The organism is uncultured Dialister sp. (assembly GCF_900538805.1).
Taxonomy (GTDB): Bacteria; Bacillota; Negativicutes; order Veillonellales; family Dialisteraceae; genus Dialister.
Map to the genome: position 1 here is coordinate 1 of NZ_UPZP01000010.1, position 22,967 is coordinate 22,967.

The following is a 22,967-nucleotide window of genomic DNA, read 5'->3' on the forward strand; positions in this document are numbered from 1 at the left end:
GCCCTGCGTAGGATAACAATGGAGCAGCATCATCATTCTTAACCTCGTACACCCTTTGCCTCTTCGAGGCGTTCCCCCTCAAGGGGAAACAAGAAATTTAGAATCGCTTTCCTTTTGTTTGCCCGGCCGGAATGGAGCTGGGCGAAGCCCTGAGGATAGGTCCGGACTTTAAATTCTCTCCTTTTCCTTGAGCGAAGCGAACACAACCTTTCTACACAACCCGCCGCCGTAGGCGGCCATAACCTGCGGCGAAGCCGCCACCACCCCTCTGAACCCTCTGAACCTTTTGAACCTTTTGAACCTTCTGAACCCTTTGAACCCATCAGAAAAAGCCATGGCCCATGGCCATGGCTTTTTCAGTCTGCTGATTATTTATTTTCAGCTGCTTTTCTTGCTTCGATTTCCATATCGTAGGATTTCTGGATACGGACGTAGTTTTCGCGGCGCTGTTTGGCGTCTCTTTCTGTCTTTTCGAAGAGTTCTTCTGCCTTGTCGGGGAAGAGTTTGGCAAGGGATGCAAAGCGGACTTCGCCCATGAGGTATTCCCGGAAGTTTCCTTTCGGTTCCCTGCTGTCCAGATGGAAGGGGTTCTTACCCTGTTCCAAAAGGGTGGGGTTGTAGCGCCAGTTGCACCAGTAGCCGCATTCCACGGCTCTCTTTTCTTCTTCAGAGGACTTGCCCATGCCTGCTTTCAGACCGTGATTGATGCAGGGAGCGTAGGCGATGATGAGGGACGGTCCCGGATAGGCTTCTGCTTCGCTGATGGCTTTGAATGCCTGGTTCATGTCGGCGCCCAGGGCGATCTGTGCTACATAGATGTAGCCGTAGGAAACGGCAATCATGCCAAGGTCTTTCTTCTTTGTCTTCTTGCCGGAGGCTGCGAATTTGGCAATGGCAGCGGCGGGGGTGGATTTACTGGACTGTCCGCCGGTATTGGAGTACACTTCTGTATCCAGTACGAGGACGTTCACGTCTTCGCCGGAGGCAAGAACCTGGTCAAGGCCGCCGAAGCCGATATCATAGGCCCAGCCGTCGCCGCCGAAGATCCACTGGGATTTCTTCACGAAGTGGTCTTTGAGGTCCAAAAGTTCCTTGTATTCCGGATGAGCGGAAACTTCTGCAGTGAGGGCGGCTTCCAGTTTGTCTGCCCTGTCTCTGGTGCCGTTTCCGATATCCTTCTTGTCCAGCCATTCTTCGATGGCAGTCTTTACGGTATCATCGGCAGCGGGGAGTGCTTCCTTCAGTTTGCCGGTGAGACGGTCGCGAAGTTTGGCTTCGCCCAGGTGCATGCCCAGACCGTATTCCGCGTTGTCTTCAAAGAGGGAGTTGGCCCATGCCGGTCCCTGGCCTCTGGCATTCTTTGTGTAAGGCATGGAGGGGGAGCTGGCTCCGTAAATGGAGGAGCAGCCGGTGGCATTGGCAATCATCATGCGGTCGCCGAAGAGGCGGGTCACCATATTGATATACGGTGTTTCGCCACAGCCTGCGCAGGCGCCGGAGAATTCAAAGTAGGTCGGTTCAAACTGGGCGCTTCTGAGGTTGCCCTTGCCCAGCGGGTTCTTGCGGGCAGGAAGCTTCATGGCGTAGTCCCAGAGTTCCTGTTTCGGCAGCTGGGTTTCAGCAGGCTTCATGACGAGAGCCTTCTTGGGAGCCGGGCAGGTGTTGGCGCAGATGCCGCAGCCGTAGCAGTCTTCCGGATCGATGACGATGCGGAATTTCAGGCCTTTCACGGGGCCCCTGAATTCTTTCACAATGAATCCTTCCGGTGCTTTTTCCGCTTCTTCTTCCGTTACCAGGACCGGACGGATGGTGGCATGGGGGCATACCACGGAGCACTGGTTGCATTCGATACAGTTTTCAGGAATCCATTCAGGAATGTTGATGGCAGCAGCGGGACGTTCGTACTTGGATGTGCCAGAGGGGAATGTGCCGTCTTCCAGGCCTTTCCAGGTGGAAACAGGGAGGTCGTCCCCTTCCTGGCGGTTCATGACGTCGCATACGTCTTTGACGAAATCAGGACGGGCTACTCTGGCAATGGAGCCGCCGGTGGTGGCGTGTTCCCATTCTGCCGGAACTTCCACTTCTTCCATGCCGGTCATGCCTGCGTCCACGGCGGCATTGTTCATGTCCACCACGTTCTGGCCCTTACGGCCGTAGGATTTTTCATTGGAATCCTTCAGGTACTTCACCGCATCTTCATCGGGAATGATGTGGGTGAGGTGGAAGAAGGCAGCCTGCATGATCATGTTGATACGGCCGCCCAGACCGATTTTCTTTGCAATTTCAAAGGCATCGATGATGTAGAACTTCGCATGAAGGGCAGCGAGCTTCCGTTTCATGGCAGCCGGCAGTACCCGGTCCAGGTCTTCCTTTCTCCAGGGGGAGTTCAGAAGGAAAATGCCGCCGGGTTTGAAGCCCCTAAGGAGGTCGTATTTATAAATGTAGGACGGACGGTGGCAGGCAATGTAGTCGGCCTTCCGGATGAGGTAGGGCTTCCGGATGGGGTCTTCGCCGAAGCGGAGGTGGGAAATGGTGACACCGCCGGATTTCTTGGAGTCATAGGCAAAGTAGCCCTGGGCATAGAGGTTTGTGTGGTCGCCGATGATTTTGATGGCGCTCTTGTTGGCGCCTACGGTGCCGTCACTGCCGAAGCCCCAGAATTTGCAGGAAACCAGTTTGCTCGGCATTTCCGGAACCGGAACGGGTGCAAGGGAGAGGCCGGTGACGTCGTCGTTGATGGAAAGGGTGAAATTATGGCGCGGATTTTCTTCCTTCAGGTGTTCATAGACTGCCATAATATCTTCCGGAATTACGTCCTTGGAGCCAAGGCCGTAGCGTCCGCCGCATACTTTGATGGAGCGGCCGGAGGAAGCGATGGCGGAAACCACATCCAGGTAGAGCGGTTCGCCGATGGCGCCGGGTTCGCGGGTGCGGTCAAGGACTGCAATTTTCTTCACGGTTTCCGGAATCTGGGAGAGGAAGTGTTTCACAGAGAACGGGCGGTAGAGATGAACGTTCAGGACGCCTACCTTTTCGCCATGGGCGTTCAGGGCATCGGTGACATCTTTGCAGATATCGGTGACGGAGCCGATGGCAATGACCATACGGTCTGCATCGGGAGCGCCGTAGTAGTCGAAGAGGTGGTAGCTTCTGCCGGTGATTTTGCTGATTTTGTCCATGTAGTCCTGGACGATTTCAGGCAGGGCATTGTAGAAGGGGTTGGCTGCTTCGCAGTGCTGGAAATAGACATCCGGGTTTTCAGCGGTGCCGCGAATCACCGGATGGTCCGGGCTGAGGGCACGGGCACGGAATTCAGCGAGAGCCTTCTGGTCGATTAAGGGAGCCAGTTCATCATAGCCCAAAACTTCCACCTTCTGGATTTCATGGCTGGTACGGAAGCCGTCGAAGAAGTTGATGAAAGGAATCCGGCCTTTGATGGCAGCCAGATGGGCAATGCCGGCCAGGTCCATGATTTCCTGGGCGTTTGCTTCTGCCAGCATGGCGCAGCCGGTGGCACGGGCGCTCATGACGTCCTGGTGGTCGCCGAAAATGGAGAGGGCATGGTTGGCCAGTGCGCGGGCAGCGATGTGGAATACGCCCGGCAGCAGTTCGCCTGCCACTTTATACATATTTGGAATCATGAGGAGCATCCCCTGGGATGCGGTATAGGTGGTGGTCAGGGCACCGCCCTGGAGGGAGCCGTGAAAAGCGCCGGCAGCGCCGCCTTCGGCCTGCATTTCCACAACGTGAACCGTGTCGCCGAAAATGTTCTTCTTTCCGTGGGCGGACCATTCATCCACCGATTCCGCCATGGGAGAGGAAGGGGTAATCGGATAAATGGCAGCTACTTCAGTGAATGCGTAGGAAATATACGCAGCAGCTGTATTTCCATCCATTGTTTTTACTTTTCTCACAGAATCAACAACTCCTTTTCTGAAAAACAGTCCCCTGTTTTTCTTTGAAAATACCTGCAGGAAAGGGGAGAGGGAATGCTCCCTGCACCAAAGCACGGGCGGTAGAAAATCCGGAAGGGGAAGTCCCTTTTTCATCTCTTTCTCTTGCAAGATGCCTGGAAATTATGTACAATAGTTCTATGATAAATATGCATAGATGTCCGGACTTCATTCTATACAAATCATGAAACACTGTACCTCAGGCTGCGTCCTGTTAGACACATCATTATTATAGAATAAAGTCATTTTTTACACAAGAGAAGCACTGCTTTGCCCCTGTGGATGAATCGGCGCTTCCCATGAATTCATGACAGAAACCGCCTTTCTGTCAAAATAGAAAATCGACAGGAGGAAAGAAGAATGGATTATCGTCATTTGAAGTATTTCATGGAAGTAGCACAGCAGAAGAGCTTCAGCAAGGCTGCCAGAAACCTCCATATTTCCCAGTCCGCCATCAGCCGCATGATTAAATCCCTGGAAGATGAGCTGGGCGTCACCCTTTTCATCCGCAACGCCAAAACCGTAGAAATCACGGCACCCGGCACCATTTTCTACAACTACGCCAAACGCTGCCTTTTCGTTTTCGAACATCTGAAATCGGATTTTGAAAACGAATTCAACCTGAAGCAGGACACCATCGAAATCGGCCTTCCGCCCATTACGGACGCCCACGTATTTGCCAAGCTTCTGGGCGAATTCAAGCGCACCTACCCCCAGATTGCCATCAAACTTTATGAACACGGCTCCAAGGTCATCGAATCCTCCGTGCAGGAAGGTATCATCGACGTAGGCATTATCTGCACCATTCCGAACAAGGACTTCGAATCCTTCTTCCTGTCGGAAGATGAAATGTGCGTGGTCATGCCCAAGGGCTATCCGCTGGAGGAAAACAGGGAAGTGCCCATGAAACTGCTGGCAGACTATCCCCTGGTGCTCTACCGGGACGATTTCAACCTGCATGACGATATCCTGGCCAACTGCAAGAAAATCGGCTTCACGCCGAAGGTGGTTTTTGAAACAAGCCAGCGGGAACTGATGCTGCAGACCGTGGCCAGCGGCCTGGGCGTCGCTATCCTGCCTTCCCGCCTCTGCCCCGCCAACAGCGAAGACAGCCGGGTGGTGACCAGGGTGATGACGGAACCGAGAATGACCCACCACCTCTACGCCATCTGGAAGAAGGGACGCTTCCTCTCCAGAGCCGCCCGCCTGTGGATCGAATTCACCAAGGACCACCTCACCATGCTGAATGACAATAAGAAGTTAGACGATGAGATGAGGAAATAGGAACTGCCTTGAAACAGTGGAAAGAAAAACTGGACTGGCAGCGAAACCGGCCCCTCTACCTCATCATGGCCGCCCTTCTGGCCATGGTGGTGTACCAGCAGTTCCTCATTACGGATCTGCAGGAAAGGATGATGAACATCGAATCCTCAAGGTACGATGACCAGCTGAACGACATCCGCTGGGAAGCGGAAACCGCCCTGTCCGAAAATAAAGAACAGCAAAAGGACATCCTCCAGCTCCAGAAGCATTCCGCCAGCCAGAACTGGCGGCTCATGGAAATGGAATGGGACACCTATGGGAAATAGAAAAAGCTGTGAAGGAATAGAGACGATTCCTTCACAGTTTTTTATATGCCCCCTATAGATTTTTCCGGCATGATGGTAAGCTGCCCGTCGCGTTATTCCGAGCAAAGCAAAATGGCATCAGCGCTTTCCAGCTCCATTGTCATTTCGAGCGGAGGACAGCGGCGAAATGATGCCGGTAGTTCATGGAGCTAGTGAAGAGGAGTCGAGAAATCTCCTACCGCAATGTTACAGGCTGCATTGAGGCAGAAAATCTTGGGGTCCAGCGTCTTCATGTACCTCTTATACATCAGATACTTTTAACCATTTACATCCCTTTTCCATGGCATCATCGGGAGAATCGTTCTGTGGTATAATTAAAAAATACAGAAGTTATGGAGGTTCCTATGTTCACATATAAAAGAAGAGTCAAATTTTACGAAACCGACGGCATGCAGGTGGTGCACCATGCCAACTACCTGCGCTACTTTGAAGAAGCCCGGGTGGAATACCTGCGGGAGGGGAAACTGGACCTCACGGAGCTCATGGACGAAGGCATCGTATTTCCCATTGTGGAAGTGGAAGTCAAGTACCACCAGAGTGCCCGGTATGACGAAGTGCTCCTCATTAAAACCTACCTTCGCAAGGTAGACCGGGCAAGGCTGGTCTTTGAATACGAAGTGGTTTCCGAAAAGTCCGGCGCCCTGCTTACCACCGGCCGCACGGTGAATACCTATACGGACATGAAAACAGGCCGGATTGTGCGGCTGCCGAAGGAAAAGCTGGCGGCCCTCATTGATTTATCCAAAGGGGATAGAGAATAATGGACAACAGACCGATTGGCATCATGGATTCCGGCGTAGGGGGCCTCACCGTGGCCCGGGTGCTTCATGAAAGATACCCCAAAGAAAGCATGGTCTTTCTGGGCGACAGCGCCAGAAACCCCTACGGCGAAAGAAGCCGGGATGAAATTGCCCGCTTTGCAGAGGAAATCAAGGATTTCCTTCTCAAAAAGAATGTGAAGATGATACTTATTGCCTGCAACACCATTTCCTTTAATGTGTACCCTTCCTTTACGGAAGGGACGGTGCCGGTGGTGAAGATGAGCCTTGATATCACCCTGCCGGAGGGCACGAAAAAGGCAGGCATCTTTGCTACGCCTGCTTCCATCAAAACCCATGCCCATAAGAAATATGTGGAAAAGAAATTTCCCCATGTGGAATGGGTGGAGGTACCCTGTGACGGCGTGGCGGCGGCTATAGAGCAGGGAAAAGATGAAAATTTCATTTCCGCCCTTGTGCAGAAGGCGGCAAAGGAGTATCATGCATTAGGTATAGATGCCGGCTACTGGGCCTGCACCCATTATCCCCTGGCCCCTGGCGCCTTTAAGAAAGTCTTTCCGGACGTTCCCTTCATCGACCCGGCTCTGCCTACGGTGGAAGCGGGCATGGACATCCTTCGGAAGGAGGATGGGCTCTCGGAAGGGGGAGGCAGGAATGAATTCTATTTCACCGACGGCCTTACCCATGCGGCGCCTCTGGTGAAACGGCTTTTCGGCCCGGCAGCTGTGGAAAAAACAAATCTTGTAGGAGAGTGAGTAAAGAATGTTGTTATTGCTTAAAATTGTGGCAGTGATTATCCTTATCATCTGCCTCGGTTTCATTGCCTACTGGGCGGTGGCCGTGATTAAGGGAGACTGCGTCCTCCGTATGCTGAAATCGAAACGGACGCCCCTCCATGTGGAGTCCATGGACATGCACCATGTGAAACTGTCCTTCACTATCCCCATCAAAAATGTGGGGAAGCAGCTGGGCACCATTATGGACGCCTTCGTCCGCATTTACATCCCCTTTGAACAGTACGACAAGGCAAAGGTGACGGGCCACCTCACCGACTTTGATGTACCAAGGCCCGACGACTACTGGCAGGCCTTCATCCTGGACCCCGGTAAGGAAAAGAAATTCCTTATCACCCTGGACATTGACGGCAAAGGCCAGAGCATCCTCCAGGACCTGGAAACATTCCCGGAATTCGGCATGGACATTATCTACCAGGTGGTAGCAAGAAGCGACTACTACTACGCCAAGACAAGAATCGTTATTACCAGAGAAGAGCTGCAGAATGCTCTCTATGAATACACAACGGAGGTGAGAAAATAATGGCAGAACTTGAACTCGTTCCTATCCATACCAGAATTCTCACCCATCATGACAACATTGTGGATGCCATCCTGGAATACGCAGGCGACCGGATTACGGACCACGACATCGTCTGCTCCGCTGAGTCGGTGGTAGCCATCACCCAGAACCGCTACGTCCGCCCGGAAGAACTGAACGTATGCTGGCAGGCAAGACTCATGAACCGATTCGTCCCCTCCGCCGGCTCCATGGCCAGCATTTACGGTATGCAGGCAGCTATGGACGAAGAGGGCAAATGGAATATGCTCTTCTCCTTCGCCCTGGGCGCCGTAGCCAAAATCTTCGGCAAAAACGGCGTGTTCTACGCCCGCTGCCGCCAGGCTTCCCTCATCGACGACGTCACCGGTACCATGCCGCCCTTCGATAAATGCCTGGTTTACGGTCCCGCCGACACGGACAACGTATGTGAAAAGATTAAAAAAGCCACCGGTGCCTACGGCGCTGTCATTGCCGACGTGAACGACCTGAAGAGAGCCGCCGTCCTCGGCAAGAGCCAGGGCCTGGACCCGAAGCAGATTGCCAAAATCCTCATCGACAACCCCTTCGGCAACGACAACCAGAAAACACCAATCGTCATCATCAAGAACTTCACTGATGTGATGGAAGGAAAATAAAAAGCAGGGCCCACGCCCTGCTTTTTGCGTGGGACGGTTTCGACTGACCGCTTACCGCTATCTGCTATCCGCTATCCGTTGTTCGCTGCCCGCTGACTGACTGCCTTTGCATCCAGCCCGCAGCATTCTCACCATCGCTTCCAAGCAGAATCCTTCCTGCCGGACACCGTCATTTTTGCCGGCGGCTCAGAGGGACAGGTCCAAAGGGAAGGAAAGTACGCAGCGCCTGCCGCCGCAGGCGGCATTTATAATCATCGCCCGATAGGGCGATACCGCCACCCTCTGAACCCTATGAACCCGGCCCGCGCAGCGGGCCACTGTCCCACTGTCCCACTGTCTCACTGTCCCACTGTCCCACTGTCTCACTGTCTCACTGTCTCACTGTCTCACTGTCTCACTGTTCCACCAGCCCACCAGCCCACTAGCTCACTAGTTCACCAGAGCACCACTCATGCTATAATATAGAAAACAGGATTGGCATGATTTCAATGAAAGAGGTTGATTCCCATGAAACTGGTTGTGATTAACAAGTTATCCGATGAAAAAATCAATGCATTGAAAAAGGCGGTGCCCGGTTCCGTGGTGGAGGCCTACAAATCGCCGAAGGAAGCTCTGCCCCATGTGGCAGACGCCGACGCCATTGCTCTTTGGGGATTCCAGGATGTGGAGCCCCTTCTTCAGGCGGCGCCCCATGTACGCTGGGTTCATTCCCTCTCCGACGGCGTGGAAAAACTCCTTACCCCCAGCATGATGGAAAGACCCATTATCCTCACCAACTCCCACGGCGTTCACGACCGGGCGGTATCGGAACACACCATGGCCCTTCTTCTCTCCTGGTTCCGCCGCATTCCCGAAGCCGTCCGCAGCCAGTCAGCCCACAAATGGTCAAGGCCCCACGGGGAATCCCTCTTCGGCAAGACCATCCTCATCGTAGGCTTCGGCAGCATTGGCAGAGCCATTGCCCAGCGGGCCAAAGTCTTTGAAACCCACATTCTGGCCGTGAAGAAACACCTGTCCCATGAAATGTTTGCGGACCATGTATACACCCAGGAAGAAATCATGGACGTCCTGCCAAAAGCGGATATCATCATCGCAGCCCTGCCGGCCACACCGGAAACGGATAAATTTTTCGACGAAGAAAAATTCAAAGCCATGAAGAAAACGGCCCTCTTCATCAACATTGCCCGGGCCTCCGTGGTGGATGAACCGTCCCTGGTAAAGGCCCTGGAGGAAGGAGAAATCGCCGGTGCCTGCATGGACGTATTCTCCAAAGAACCGCTCCCCGAAGACCACCCCTTCTGGGATATGGAAAATGTCATCATGACACCCCACATTGCCTCCATGGTACCGGACTTCTGGAACAAACTTACCTACCTCCTGGAAACCAACTTCATCGCCTTCAGCCGTGGTGAAAAACTGCTGAACGAAGTGGATAAGAAAAAAGGATATTGACAGCCATTTGAAAAGGGGCTGTGAAAAAATGTTTAATCATTTCTTCACAGCCCCTTTTCCGCTTCGTTTATAGATGCAGAAAATTGCCAAAAATAACAGTAAGCTGTTCTCCGAATTGTCATCTCGAGCGGAGCTGCATGTCGATATGAGGGCAAAGGTATTTGGCTCTATTGAGACTCTGAGTCGAGAGATCTCCCGTCACAGTGTGGCTTGTCTCATTTTGGAGTGAGATTTCTCCACTTCGCTCCGCTACGGTCGAAATGACAATGAAGCGGGGTGAGTGTTTGTGTCAATTTGTTCCTTGCAAAATAACGATAAGGCGTCTGCCGCCAGGTTGCCTAACTATCTGATAGAGACTCAATCATTTTTTCACAGCCCCTGCCCGATAGGGCAATATAGGTCCGAAAAATGCAAGAAAAGAACTGACGCCCCTATCCTCCGTCGCCTTCGGCGTGCACAGCGAACACATTTTGGAGGAGCGCTAGCGACGCGCAAAATGTAGTGAGTCGTTTCCCCTTTAGGGGCCACCCCCTTCCTAAGGAAGGGGGCTTTTGCACTTCGTCATGTGTCAATGGTGACACAAAGGCAAATTTCATAACGCAGGCTCCTTCCCCAGGAAGGAGCTGGGCGGAGCCCTGAGGATAGGTCCGAAAATTCCTTGGTGGACTTGACGCCCCTATCCTCCGTCGCCTACGGCGACACCTCCTTCCGAAGGAAGGAGGCTATGGCTCATCGGCATGTACCACCGGTGTCACAAATGTAAATTCCGTAACGCTGTCTTCATACTTATCGCTGCGAAGCAGCGATACCACAACCCTCTGAACCTTTTCCCTGATATGCTATAATGTAGAAAATAAATTCGATAACCAGGATTTCATGATGAGGAGATAACTATGGCAGGGAAAAAACGGGTACGGAGAACGAGAGCAGCAAAGAAAGGGGGACATCCATTTCTAGTGCTTCTTTTCTTTATTGCTCTTATTATGGGATCCGCCTACATGACGGACCGCATGACCAATGCTCCCGATTCGGAGGTGGCCCAGAACGTGACCACTATCGGCCACCTGTTTAACGACAAGGAAATGCAGGGCCTGGTGCCGAAGGAGGACCAGGGCACGCCGGAAAGCGTGAAGGAAAAAATCAAGGCCGCCATGGACAAGGTGGTGACGGTACAGGTGAAGGCAGACGATGAAGAGCCGGCTAAGGAAAAGAGCACTTCAAAAACCTCTTCTGCTCCCGCAGCCGGTGCAAAGGAAGAAAAGACATCTTCCTTCAGCCTGCCCGCCATTGTGTCGAAAATCACAGGAAAAGGGGAAAGCGGTGAAAAGACAGCCGCCGCTCCTTCCCATGAGGGAAAAGCAGCTGCTCCTTCTGCTTCTGCTGCTTCCGCTTCATCTGCCTCATCCGCCTCTATTTCCTCCGCTTCTTCCAAAGCGGCTCCTTCCGTGAAGAAGGATGCAGGAAATACAAAAGCTCCTGCCAAGCAGAGTGCCGCTCCTGCAAAAGCCGCACCGGCCGCCGCACCTAAGCCCAATGTTCCCGCTGCGGTGAAGGGAAAGCTGGCCGTCGTCATTGACGATGCAGGGCGGGACCTGGAATCCCAGCATGTCTATGAATCCCTGGGCATTCCCCTTACCCTGGCGGTTATGCCGAACCAGGTTCACACCAGGGACGCCGCTCTCTCCTGGCACGCCCATGGACTTCCTGTGATTCTTCACCAGCCCATGGAATCGGTTTCCGGTATCGGCATGGAATCCAAGGTCATCCTCACTTCCATGGGTGATGAGGAAATCCGGAGCCTCCTGAAGAGCTCCCTCTCCCAGGTGCCCGAAGCGGTGGGTATCAATAACCACCAGGGCTCCAAGGCCACTACGGATCGGCACACCATGGACGTGGTGATGAATGAACTTCACCACCGCCGCCTCTTCTTCTTCGACAGCCGCACCAATTCCACCACCGCCGCCGACGCAGCAGCCGCCTCCTACGGCGTGCCCTACGTGAGGAATGATCTTTTTGTGGATAATGAAGCCGACGTGGCCGCCATTTCCGCTATGATTCGGGAAGCCGCCAAGCGGGCACAGAAATATGGTACCTACGTCATTATCGGCCACTGCCGACCCAAGACAGCGGAGGCTTTCCGCCAGATGGTGCCGCAGCTTGAAAAAGAGGGTATCCAGTTCGTTTACGTTTCTTCCCTTGCGAAATAAGGAGAATTCCATGATACAGACAGTTTTGATTTCCGGCGGCACCTCAGGCATCGGCCTTGCCACCGCTAAAATCCTTGCAGAAGAAGGCATCCGTCCCGTTCTTCTGGGAAGAAATGAAGAACGGGGGCAGCAGGCCCAGGACCAGGTGAAAGGGAGCCTCTACGTTCCCTGTGACGTGACGGTGACAGAGGACTGCCAAAGGGCGGTGAAAGCGGCTTCATCCATTGGAAAAATCACGGGCCTTGTCCTCTCCGCCGGCATTTATGAAGAAAAACTGCTGGAAAATACCACCGACGAGGAAATAGAGCATTTCTTTTCCGTCAACGTCTTCGGCGCCATGAAACTGGCAAGAGAGACCATCTCCGCCATGAGAGGAGCGGAAGGCAGCATCGTGGCCGTGGCCTCCGACGCCGCCCTCCAGGGCAATGTACAGTGCAGCCTCTACGGTGCCACCAAGGGCGCCCTGGTTTCCTTCATCCGCTCCCTGGCCCTGGAACTGGCAGTAGAAAACATCCGGGCCAATGTGGTGTGCCCCGGAGATATCGACACACCCCTTCTGGACAAACAGCTTCACGACTACGGCGGCAGCCGTAAAGAAATGGGGGACTGGTACCCCCTGATGCGCATCGGCCGCCCGGAAGAAGTGGGAGAACTCATCGCCTTCCTCCTCTCTCCCAAAGCCTCCTTCATCACCGGCGCCGCCATCCCCGTAGACGGCGGTCTCACCGACTGGTAAGAGGGCTCAGAAAAAGGAACATTCCCGCCTCCTGCAGCCATTCATCTTCTGCAGCTCAGAAAATAACAGTTGGGGTGGGAAGGAAAGTGCGTAACGTTAAGCTCCTTTCTCAGAAATGAGCTGGGCGGAGCCCTGAGGAACACCGAAACTCTTTTTCATAATCAATTCAGCCGGTTCATCACACCCAATAAAAAATCCCCGCCCTTTTATGGAGGACGGGGATTATTCTATTCAGACTTCTTTCATCTATGCAGAATATTCAAAAAAAGGCCTCACAAACATCTGTGAAGCCTTTTTGCATGGAAAAGAACATACCACATCAGGCAGTCCGTCCTGCCTTAACCTTAACCCCTGGCCGTTATGCTCTTTATTTTCCATTTTCCAGTGCACTGAAGTGAAGCAGCCTCCTTTTCATCTCCTCCCTCCTGCTCCATGGATGGGCGCCTGCAGGATTTCTGAGAGGACTTCGCCGGTGCTGTTTCTATATGGATAGTCCGGCTCTGGAAGGAGGCGTATCAATGGCAGGTCTGCAAAAGAAAATCTGAAAGCTCTTCTTGGATGATTAAATATAAAATCCGATTCCTTTGCAAAATGATAAATCCTATTGGTACATTGGATAGGTTTTAGGTATAATAGAAGTATAAATGGTCTGAATATAGTACTGCATAGAATCAGCCATTCTCTGTGTTTGCAGTGTTATCATTGACTGGCCCGGAGGTCCGGGCAGGGAGGTTTCTATGAGCGAAGAAAAGATTATGGAAAAGACACCGGCAGTTCGTCCCGAAGCAGCTCCTGAAGTAAAAGAAACGGCCAAGCCGCCGATGGAAATGGAAGCGGCTAAGCCTCCGGTACCGAAGGAAGAAGCCGGTCTTCCGGCTGAAAAGGCAGAGGCTTCTGTACAGGCCGCTCCTTCCGAGGAGACCGAGGAGGTTCATGTGGATTCTCCGGAGCCGGATATGGAAATTAACATCATTGATGACAGGGACAAGGAAGCGGAGGGCCTGATTCGCTGGGCTGCCGGCCGTGCCGGAGTGATTGTGGCGGCTCCTCTTCTGGGCACCGCAGCACTGGTGGCTAATGAGGTATACATGATTTCCAAAATCGGCACGGTCTATGGTGTGGAGCTGAACCAGAAGGCGGTGCTGTCCTTTATCGGTTCCCTGGGGGCTACGGTGGTAGGTTCTACCCTGGCCACGCTGATTCCTATTTCCTTCATGCAGATTCCCATCGGCGTTTCCGTGACCTACGGCATCGGCAAGGCTGCCCAGCGCTGGATCAAGGATGGCATGCCCGATGATACGAAGCCCTATCGCGCTGTTTTTGAGGAAGAAAAGGCGGAAGGGGAAAAGGATGTGAAGGAGCTGGAGGAAAATCCGAAGAAGGATGAACCCCTGGGCGATGAGAAGAAGGATTTCACGGCGGAGCTGAAGAAGAACTGGAACGATGTGTATCCGGAAAAGGCTCATGAAGCGGTGGACAAGCTGGCCCGCCAGCTCACGGAGTCTGCAGGGATTCTGGGAAATAAGCTGGTGGATGCGCTGAAGAAGGCCGGTGTCACTGATGAGCAGATTGAAAAGGCAAAGTACACTGCCCTTGGCGCTTCTGAAGTGGCCCAGGAAACGGCGGAAAAAACGGCCAGGGATCTGCAGGCCATTGCCCGTATCAAGTCCAGGGAGTTCAGAAAGGATGCAGCCCGCCGGGCGGACGAAATGAAGGCCCAGGCTCGGGAGCAGATGGGTGAGCTTCAGAAGAAGACGGAGGAAATGAAGCGGCAGTCTGAAATCCAGTCTCAGCAGATGAAGCTGAAATCCGACAAGCTGAAGGCCCAGGCCCGGGTACAGATGCAGGAAGCGAAAATCCAGGCGAACAAACTGAAAATCCAGGCCCAGGAGCAGGCGGGAATGGCCCAGGCCAAGGCTCAGGAAATCTCCGACAGGGTGGTGGAATCGGCAGGCCGGTATCGGGATGCTGCCATGGAAGCCGCCAGCCAGGCGAAGGCAGGCGTGAAGAGCACTGCGGAAGAGTACCGGGCAAAGATTGAGGAAAGGGCCAGGCAGAAACAGGCCGAGGCGGCAGAAAGGGATGGAAAAAGCGTTGAAGGTGCTGGAAAAGCTGAAGAAACTGCTGCTTCCCCTGACGAAAAAACAAAAGGCGAATGACCAGGAAGTGAAAGGGGACCTGTCTCTGCTGCATAAGGAGCAGGTGGGCCCCGTGGAAAGAAGAGTCATTTCTCCCTGGGGGAGAAGGCGGATACGCCACCGGCGGTCCAATCATCCTTGGGTGAAAGGAAAGTAATGGAAAGGAGCGGTGAAATCACAGGATCTATGATTTCACCGCTCCTTTTTCCTTACCTATTATATATATTATGTGTAGGAAATTTAAAAATTCCATGCAAAAAAGCCGGCTTTGGCCGGCTGAAAATGCAAATAAATCAGATGTCTCTGTTTACTTTATGAGAACGAAGGCAACGAGTGCAGACATTCATTCTCTTGACCTGTCCGTCTACCAGTACGCGAACTCTCTGGATGTTCGGTTTCCAGGTTCTCTTTGTTTTCAGATGGGAATGGGATACGTTGAATCCCGTAGCGGTTTTCTTGCCGCAAACTTCACAATAGTTAGCCATGTGCTACACCTCCTTGCACTTCCGCAATTGCAACATTCATAATATATCACACTTGCTTTTTTTAAGCAAGTCTTTTACGTAATCAATTTTCAGGAATATAATAAACAGAGAATCCCAGTTTCCGCCCGGAGAGGAAATCCTTTCGGGCACTGTATTCGGAAAGGTCTTCTTCATGCATTTATCAGATTCCGTACAATATATCAAGGGCGTAGGGCCCAGTATGAAGGAAAAGCTGGCGCGGCTTGGCATAGCCACGGTGGAGGATCTCATTTCCTTCTATCCCCGCCGTTACCAGGACTGGACCAAAATCACAAAGATGGAAGAACTTCGGCCGGATGACGAGGCGGTCATTTACGGCAAAGTGGCGGATATGCGGCTGATGACGCCGCGCCGGGGCATGAGCATACTGAATGTGCTCCTGGTGGACGGCACCGGCGCGGTGACGCTGGTGTATTTCAACCAGCCCTGGAAGGTGGACACCTTCCGGAAGGATACCTATGTGCTGGCCTATGGCCGCATTGAATATAACTACGGAAAGCTGCAGATTTCCAATGCGGAAATCGAAGTGGTGTCTCCCGATGAGCTCTCTTCTTTCCAGAAGCTGGTGCCGGTGTATCCTTTGACCGAGGGCATCCGCATCGGGAAGATGCGGGATATGATTTCCTTCGCCCTGGACCATGTGGAGGATATGGAGGAAAATCTGCCGCCGGAAACGCTCCTGCGGGAGCATCTCATGGGGCGTCTGGAGGCGGCCCGGGCCATGCACAGTCCGAAGAACTGGGAGGAGCAGAAGGAAGCCCGCCGCCGCACGGCGTTTGAGGAGCTTTTCTTCATGCAGGCAGGCATCCTGCTCCTTCGGAAGAAGCGGGAGCAGCATGTGATGAGCATCAAGTGCGCTCCCTCCGGGAAACTGGTGCAGGCGGTGCTTAAAAATTTTCCCTTCCACCTGACCGAAGGGCAGCGGCAGGCCTTTGCCGACATTGAGGATGATATGGAAGGACTTGTCCCTATGCAGCGTCTCATCCAGGGGGACGTGGGCAGCGGCAAGACGGCGGTGGCGGCGCTGGCGCTGGCGAAAATCGTGGAGAACGGATACCAGGGAGCCTTGATGGCGCCGACGGAGGTGCTGGCAGGACAGCATTACCGGACGTTTCAGGAGTTTTATAAGGGCCTTCCCATCCATGTGGCCTATTTGTCGGGGCAGACGAAGACAAAGGAAAGAAATGAAATCCTGAAGGGCTTGAAAGACGGCTCCATCCATGTGCTCATCGGCACTCACGCCTTGATTGAGGAGGATGTGGTCTTTGCCCATCTGGGACTGGTGATTACGGACGAGCAGCACCGTTTCGGCGTAAAGCAGAGGAAGGCGCTGGAAACGAAGGGGGGCTATCCCCATATCCTTGTCATGACAGCCACGCCTATTCCAAGGACCATGGCCCTTTCCATTTATGGGGATCTGGACGTGTCCTCCATCCGCGGCATGCCGCCGGGAAGGCATCCGGTGAAGACCTATGCCATCGGAAGTGCCATGCTGCAGCGGGTGTTCAATTTCATGGGAAGGGAAATGACCGCCGGCCATCAGGTGTATGTGGTGTGCCCGCTGGTGGAAAAGAGCGAGAAGCAGGACCTGGCTTCTGCTGTGGCGGTGTATGAAGAGCTGAAGGAAAAGGTATTTCCCATGTTCCATGTGGGCCTGGTGCACGGACGCATGAAGAATGCAGAAAAGGACGAGGTCATGGCCGATTTCCATGACGGGAAAATCAATCTCCTGGTGGCCACCTCTGTCATCGAAGTGGGGGTGAATGTGCCCAACGCCACCATCATGTTTGTTTACGGGGCGGACCGTTTCGGCCTCTCCCAGCTCCACCAGCTGCGGGGGCGGGTAGGAAGGGGAAGGGCCCAGTCCTACTGCATTCTTTATTCCGATAATCATAATGAAGTGACGGAGCTCCGTATGAAGCTCATGTGCGAAATAGAGGATGGTTTCCTCCTTTCCGAAAAGGATCTCCTCCTTCGGGGTTCCGGTGAATTTTTCGGCTACCACCAGCACGGCATGCCGGACCTGAAGGCGGCGGATATCGTAAGGGACCTGCCCCTTCTGGAAAGAGCAAGGAAGGAAGCAAAGCGGGCGGTGGACGGCGGCGCCGATTTCAAAGATGAGCTGTCCCACCGTTTCGGCGGCGCCTTCTTCAAGCGGCTTTATGAGGATGAAAAGGGATAAAGAGGGGAAAGCTTTTTCCATTTGCAATTCCTGTTTTCCTGTACCTTTTGTTTATGGTATAATGATTAAATTAATGGATTCAAAATCATATACCCAAAGAGTGAAAGAGGAAATCTGATTTCAAGAAATGGAGGCTATGATGAGAGCAGACAAGTTTGGCAAGAGAGGGCTTACCTTTGATGATGTGCTCCTGATTCCTGCCCATTCCACCGTTCTTCCAAGGGACGTTGACGTGAGCACGAACCTCACAAGACATATCCGGCTGAATATTCCAATCATGAGTGCCGGCATGGATACGGTGACGGAAGCGGAAATGGCCATTGCCATGGCCCGGGAAGGGGGCATTGGCGTTATCCATAAAAATATGAGCATTGACGAGCAGTCCCGGGAAGTGAAGCTGGTGAAGCGGTCTGAGCACGGCGTCATTGTGGACCCCATTTATCTGGCTCCGGACAACACCCTGGCCGATGCGGATGAGCTCATGAATAAATACCATATTTCCGGCGTTCCCATTACGGAAGAGGGAAAGCTGGTGGGCATCATCACCAACAGGGATATGCGCTTTGAGACGGACCTTTCCCGTCCCATCAGCGACATCATGACCTCCGAGGGTCTGGTGACGGCACCGGAAAATACAACCATTGATGAAGCCAAGGAAATCCTGAAGGCCCACCGCATTGAAAAGCTGCCGCTGGTGGACAAGGACGGATACCTGAAGGGGCTCATCACCATCAGGGATATCGAAAAGATGAAGAAATATCCCAACGCAGTGAAAGATGAGGACGGCCGTCTTCTGTGCGCCGCTGCCATCGGCGTTACTCCGGATGTGGAAGAAAGGGTGGAAGCACTCCTCTCTGCCAAGGCGGATGTACTTGTCATCGACACCGCCCATGGCCACAGCGAAGGGGTGCTTGAGACCATCCGCCGCCTCCGCAAAGATTTCCCCCATCTGGAACTCATTGCAGGCAACGTGGCCACCTATGAAGCCACGAAGGCATTAATCGAAGCCGGCGTAGACGCGGTGAAGGTAGGCATCGGACCGGGCTCCATCTGCACCACCCGCGTGGTGGCCGGTATCGGCGTGCCCCAGATTACGGCAGTCTATGACTGCGCAAGGGCCGCTGAAGGTACAGGGGTGCCCATCATTGCCGATGGCGGCATCCAGTATTCCGGGGACATTGCCAAGGCCCTTGGCGCCGGAGCGTCTTCTGTCATGCTGGGGAACCTCCTGGCAGGCACCGACGAAAGCCCGGGAGAAACCATCATTTACCAGGGCAAGAAGTACAAGGCCTACCGCGGTATGGGTTCCCTGGGAGCCATGCAGGCCGGGAGCAAGGACCGCTATTTCCAGCAGAATGCGAAAAAGCTGGTGCCTGAAGGCATTGAAGGTCAGATTCCATATAAGGGCCATGTGTCCGATGTGCTTTTCCAGCTCATCGGCGGTCTCCGTGCGTCCATGGGCTACTGCGGCACGCCGGATATCAAGGCCATGAATGAGGAAACCCAGTTTATTGAGATTACCGGCGCAGGCCTTCGCGAAAGCCATCCCCACGATGTAAGCATTACGAAGGAAGCACCGAATTACAGTACGAAATGAAGGATAAAACGTTGACATCCCATGTAGTCATGGATATCCGCATTCATGCGGTGACCATGGAAGAAGCAGTGGCCTTTGCGGAAAAGCAGATTATGGAGGGAAAGCCCTCCATGATTGCCACGGCCAATGCGGAAATGATTATGATAGCCCAGAAGGACCGGGAGCTCTCCCGCATACTGAATGAAGCGGACCTGGTGGTGCCGGACGGCGCCGGCGTGCTTTGGGCCGGGGAAAAGCTGGGGACCCCTTTCCCGGAAAGGGTGACCGGAGCGGACCTGACCACGGAGCTTCTGAAAAAGGCGTCTGTCATGAACTGGCCGGTCTATTTCCTCGGTGGAAATCCGGGGGTTGCGGCGAAGGCAGCAAAAAAATTCATGGAAGACCACGGGAGTTTCTCCCTGGTAGGCTGCCATGACGGCTATTTCAATGAAGAAGAAGAAAAGAAGATTATCGAAGATATAAGAAAAAGCGGGGCAAAGCTCCTTTTTGCCGGCCTTGGCGTGCCAAAGCAGGAAAAGTGGCTCTCTGCTCACAAGGAGGAACTGGGCGTTCTTTCCATGGGAATCGGCGGCGTATTTGACGTGATGAGCGGCAACCTGAAGAGGGCGCCTCTCTGGATGCAGAGAAATCGTCTGGAATGGGCGTACCGCCTGTACCTGCAGCCCAGCCGCATCGGGCGCATGATGGCCCTGCCTAAGTTTATGCGGGCCGTCAAGAAATGGAAAAAAGAACGCGGGAGTAAGTGATGCTGAAAAAACCTATCATATTACAGGAAGGCTATCCCTTCATGGCGGTGACTTTCCTTCTCGGAGCTGTACTGTGTTATTTGAAATGGTATTACCTGGCAGTGATACCGTTCGTACTTTGTCTGTATTTTACCTATTTCTTCCGATGCCCGCCCAGAAACAATAAGATTGTCCCCGGCGACGATATCCTGGTATCACCGGCGGACGGCACGGTGGTGGATGTATCCCATGATGTGGAGGAAGATACTTTTCTTGGTGAGAAGTGTCACAAGATAACCATTTTCCTCTCCATTTTTGATGTGCACTGCAACCGCAGCCCCATGGCGGGAGAAATCAAGTACCAGTCCTACACCCAGGGCCGTTTCCTTCCTGCCTATAAGGAAGGAGTGGGCTTTGAGAATGAACGGGGGGCCATCGGTATTACCGGAAAGAACCGGTCCATTCTGGTCATCCTCATTGCAGGCATCCTGGCAAGGCGGGTGGTTTCCTGGAAGAATCTGGGGGACAAGCTCACAAAGGGGGAACTGTACGGAATGATTAAATTCGGCTCCTGCACGGAGCTCTACATTCCCGGTGACTGCGAAATCTGTGTAAAAAAAGGCGACAAGGTCAAAGGCGGCCTGACTGTCGTAGGGAGGCTGAAGTAAGTGAATAAATCTTGGATTGCAAATGCCGTAACAGCAACAAATGCATTGTTCGGCGGCCTGTCGATTATGATGTCCATTCAGGGCAATTTCAAAACGGCGGCTGTATTCATTCTCATTGCCATGGTGGCGGATGCCCTTGACGGAAGAGTGGCCCGTGCCTTGCACACCGCAGGCCCCATGGGTGTGGAACTGGATTCCCTTTCCGATGATATTTCCTTTGGCATTGCCGCCGGCGCCCTCATGTATGCCTACCAGCTTCATGAACTGGGACCTCTGGGATTCATTCCCTGTGCCCTCCTTGGCACCTTCTGCGCCTTCCGCCTGGCCCGGTTCAATGTGAAGGTCACCAGCGTGCACGGCTATTTCGAAGGCCTGCCCTGCCCGACCACCGGCGTCATTGTGGCTGCCTATGTGCTCTCCGGCATTAAAATCTGGAACTGGCTGGCCGTGCTCTGCGTGCTGCTTCTGGCATTCCTTATGGTCAGTGAAATCCACTATCCCGACAATAAAGGCGCCAGCGCCGACCAGCTCCATCTGCCGGCACTCCTCATCTGCCTGGCTTTCTTTATCATCTGCACCATTTTCTACTGGCCCGTATGGGCAGCTGCCCTCTGCGCCGGCTATATCATGTTCGGCATGATGAATACCTTCCTGAACCGCAGAAAGGCAAAACGGAAAGCAGGGAGAACTAGGAGAACTGCCGGCGGAGACGGCGAAGGGAAAGAATGATGACTTACATACTCGATATAATCATGATTCCCGTGCAGCTGATCGTGGCGTTCTTTACCATTTACTACACGGTCATTGCTGTATGCGGCATGTGGCATCGAAAAGAAAAAAATCTGGCACCGCCAAAGAGCAGGTTCGCCGTGGTCATTCCCGCCCATAATGAAGAAATGGTGCTGGCGGATCTTCTGGAAAACCTGAAAATGCTGAAATATCCCAAAGAGCTTTACGATGTGTATGTGATTGCGGACAACTGCACCGACCACACCGCAGACATTGCCCGTAAGCACGGTGCCTACGTCTTTGAAAGAACCAACAAGGAACTGGTGGGCAAGGGCTATGCCATGGACTGGGTATTTCCGAAGATTTTTGCCCTGAATAAAGGATACGACGCTTTCTGCGTCTTCGACTCCGATAACCTGGTGCACCTGGACTTTCTGGCGGTCATGAACAACCGTCTCCTGAAGGGGCAGAAGGTCATGCAGGGCTACCTTTCCGCCAAGAACCCCACGGACACCTGGGTGTCCGGCACCTTTGCCATTGCCTTCTGGACCATCAACCACCTGTGGCATCTGGGTAAGTACAACCTGGGCCTGTCCTCCTGCCTCGGCGGCACGGGCATGTGCATTGCGGCGGATATTGTGAAGAAATACGGCTGGGGTTGCGACTGCCTCACGGAAGACATGGAATTTTCCATGAAATGTCTGTCCCACGGTATCCGTACCTGCTGGGTTCATGACGCCATCATCTATGATGAAAAGCCTCTGGGCTTCATGGCCTCCTGCCGCCAGAGAAAGCGGTGGGCCCAGGGCCAGTTCGACTGCTCCGAGCGCTACATCCCCATCCTTTTCAAGGAAGGCATCAAACGGCACAGCATCGTCATCCTTGACGGCATCATGCAGCTTCTGCAGAACTATTTCCTTCTTCTCTCCACATTCTATCTGGTGATGACATATATCAATATGTTCTATCCCTGCTTCACGGTGATCCTCTATAACGATGTATTGGTGCCCCGCCAGTTCTGGGCGGTGCTGGGCTTCATCCAGTCTGTGGTGCCCCTCATCGTGCTGCTGCAGATCGAAGTGCCCCTGAAGATTTACCTCTACTGGCTCATTTACCCCGTTTTCATGTATTCCTGGATTCCCGTCACTATTTTGGGCTGGAAGGACCGCCATAAAAAGGGCTGGGTCCATACCATCCACACCAGAAGCATGCATTTTGAACAGGCCAAGCTGACCAGAAAGAAAGAAATCGACCAGTGAGAAGGGCTGCGGAGAAATGATTATCTGATTGTCTGACAAAAAGACGTCAGACATCGATCTCCCGCCTTTCACCGTCATTCTGGGTGCAGCGAAGAATCCCGGTACATGACGAAGGTGGAGACACTGGCGGTAAATACCGATAAGCGGGAGACCCGAGACTATCAGACAAAAAGACGTCAGACGCTCTGCTGTCATTTCGAGGAGAGCAAAGCGGAGACTTGAAATCTCCTTCCTCAATAGTACAGAAAACGTCTGCCAACCATAATGGCAGGCAGCATATCGTCATTTCCTAATCCTCCAAAGGATACGGAATTTATAAAACAGGGCTGTGAAGAAATGGTTTATATTTCTCCACAGCTTTTTTGTGTGGAATCTTTATTTTTAGGGAAGCACTGATTAATTCGCAGAATCGAATTTCAT

The 22,967-nt window shown here is 53.2% G+C and carries 18 protein-coding genes; 16 read left to right on the forward strand and 2 right to left on the reverse strand.

Annotated elements, in window-relative coordinates; genetic code table 11:
- Nucleotides 1-368: 368 nt before the first annotated feature.
- The gene (gene nifJ, locus QZQ29_RS01985) at nucleotides 369-3,896 is read right to left on the reverse strand and encodes a pyruvate:ferredoxin (flavodoxin) oxidoreductase (RefSeq protein WP_296959009.1); all 3,528 of its coding nucleotides are present in this window, start codon (nucleotides 3,894-3,896) and stop codon (nucleotides 369-371) included.
- Nucleotides 3,897-4,313: 417 nt separating this feature from the next.
- On the opposite strand from nifJ, the gene QZQ29_RS01990 reads away from it, so the two are divergent.
- The 10 genes from QZQ29_RS01990 to QZQ29_RS02035 all read left to right on the forward strand — a co-directional run bounded on the left by QZQ29_RS01990 (nucleotide 4,314) and on the right by QZQ29_RS02035 (nucleotide 14,884).
- Nucleotides 4,314-5,237 carry a LysR family transcriptional regulator gene (locus tag QZQ29_RS01990; protein WP_296958959.1) on the forward strand — a complete coding sequence of 308 codons (924 nt, stop codon included), beginning with the start codon at nucleotides 4,314-4,316 and terminating at the stop codon, nucleotides 5,235-5,237.
- An 8-nt stretch (nucleotides 5,238-5,245) separates the two neighbouring features.
- Nucleotides 5,246-5,542, forward strand: a complete 297-nt coding sequence (locus QZQ29_RS01995) for a hypothetical protein (RefSeq protein WP_296958961.1) — start codon at nucleotides 5,246-5,248, stop codon at nucleotides 5,540-5,542.
- A 383-nt stretch (nucleotides 5,543-5,925) separates the two neighbouring features.
- Entirely contained in the window at nucleotides 5,926-6,342 is a 417-nt protein-coding gene (locus QZQ29_RS02000) for a thioesterase family protein (protein WP_296958963.1), read from the forward strand.
- Nucleotides 6,342-7,115, forward strand: a complete 774-nt coding sequence (locus QZQ29_RS02005; protein WP_296958965.1) for an aspartate/glutamate racemase family protein — start codon at nucleotides 6,342-6,344, stop codon at nucleotides 7,113-7,115. Before QZQ29_RS02000 ends, QZQ29_RS02005 begins: the two co-directional genes overlap by 1 nt.
- Before the next feature lie 7 nt (nucleotides 7,116-7,122).
- Nucleotides 7,123-7,677, forward strand: a complete 555-nt coding sequence (locus QZQ29_RS02010; RefSeq protein WP_296958967.1) for a hypothetical protein — start codon at nucleotides 7,123-7,125, stop codon at nucleotides 7,675-7,677.
- Nucleotides 7,677-8,330, forward strand: coding sequence for a coenzyme F420-0:L-glutamate ligase (locus QZQ29_RS02015; RefSeq protein ID WP_296958968.1), 654 nt, complete (start codon nucleotides 7,677-7,679; stop codon nucleotides 8,328-8,330). The genes QZQ29_RS02010 and QZQ29_RS02015 overlap by 1 nt, the downstream gene beginning before the upstream one ends.
- A gap of 507 nt (nucleotides 8,331-8,837) precedes the next feature.
- The gene (locus tag QZQ29_RS02020) at nucleotides 8,838-9,782 is read left to right on the forward strand and encodes a D-2-hydroxyacid dehydrogenase (protein WP_296958970.1); all 945 of its coding nucleotides are present in this window, start codon (nucleotides 8,838-8,840) and stop codon (nucleotides 9,780-9,782) included.
- An 893-nt stretch (nucleotides 9,783-10,675) separates the two neighbouring features.
- The gene (locus QZQ29_RS02025) at nucleotides 10,676-11,989 is read left to right on the forward strand and encodes a divergent polysaccharide deacetylase family protein (protein ID WP_296958972.1); all 1,314 of its coding nucleotides are present in this window, start codon (nucleotides 10,676-10,678) and stop codon (nucleotides 11,987-11,989) included.
- A gap of 10 nt (nucleotides 11,990-11,999) precedes the next feature.
- Entirely contained in the window at nucleotides 12,000-12,725 is a 726-nt protein-coding gene (locus QZQ29_RS02030; protein WP_296958973.1) for an SDR family oxidoreductase, read from the forward strand.
- A 737-nt stretch (nucleotides 12,726-13,462) separates the two neighbouring features.
- The gene (locus tag QZQ29_RS02035) at nucleotides 13,463-14,884 is read left to right on the forward strand and encodes a hypothetical protein (protein WP_296958976.1); all 1,422 of its coding nucleotides are present in this window, start codon (nucleotides 13,463-13,465) and stop codon (nucleotides 14,882-14,884) included.
- A gap of 272 nt (nucleotides 14,885-15,156) precedes the next feature.
- Here the strand turns inward: QZQ29_RS02035 and rpmB are convergent, their stop codons facing one another.
- Nucleotides 15,157-15,348 (reverse strand): 50S ribosomal protein L28, encoded by a 192-nt coding sequence (gene rpmB / locus QZQ29_RS02040; protein WP_008858613.1) that lies wholly within the window; start codon nucleotides 15,346-15,348, stop codon nucleotides 15,157-15,159.
- Between the two features lie 172 nt (nucleotides 15,349-15,520).
- Here rpmB and recG point away from each other — a divergent pair, with 172 nt between their 5' ends.
- From recG to QZQ29_RS02070, 6 genes are all read left to right on the forward strand, one after another.
- On the forward strand, nucleotides 15,521-17,569 hold the full coding sequence (gene recG / locus QZQ29_RS02045) for an ATP-dependent DNA helicase RecG (RefSeq protein WP_296958979.1): 2,049 nt from the start codon (nucleotides 15,521-15,523) through the stop codon (nucleotides 17,567-17,569).
- A gap of 139 nt (nucleotides 17,570-17,708) precedes the next feature.
- A complete protein-coding gene (guaB, locus tag QZQ29_RS02050; RefSeq protein ID WP_296959011.1) occupies nucleotides 17,709-19,166 on the forward strand; it encodes an IMP dehydrogenase in 1,458 nt (485 codons plus the stop codon).
- The gene (locus QZQ29_RS02055) at nucleotides 19,163-19,912 is read left to right on the forward strand and encodes a WecB/TagA/CpsF family glycosyltransferase (protein ID WP_296958981.1); all 750 of its coding nucleotides are present in this window, start codon (nucleotides 19,163-19,165) and stop codon (nucleotides 19,910-19,912) included. Before guaB ends, QZQ29_RS02055 begins: the two co-directional genes overlap by 4 nt.
- Nucleotides 19,912-20,559, forward strand: a complete 648-nt coding sequence (locus QZQ29_RS02060) for a phosphatidylserine decarboxylase (protein WP_296958983.1) — start codon at nucleotides 19,912-19,914, stop codon at nucleotides 20,557-20,559. The genes QZQ29_RS02055 and QZQ29_RS02060 overlap by 1 nt, the downstream gene beginning before the upstream one ends.
- On the forward strand, nucleotides 20,560-21,288 hold the full coding sequence (gene pssA, locus QZQ29_RS02065; RefSeq protein WP_296958985.1) for a CDP-diacylglycerol--serine O-phosphatidyltransferase: 729 nt from the start codon (nucleotides 20,560-20,562) through the stop codon (nucleotides 21,286-21,288).
- Nucleotides 21,288-22,547: a glycosyltransferase family 2 protein gene (locus tag QZQ29_RS02070; RefSeq protein ID WP_296959013.1), complete on the forward strand. Its 1,260-nt coding sequence runs from the start codon at nucleotides 21,288-21,290 to the stop codon at nucleotides 22,545-22,547. The genes pssA and QZQ29_RS02070 overlap by 1 nt, the downstream gene beginning before the upstream one ends.
- Nucleotides 22,548-22,967 lie beyond the last annotated feature (420 nt).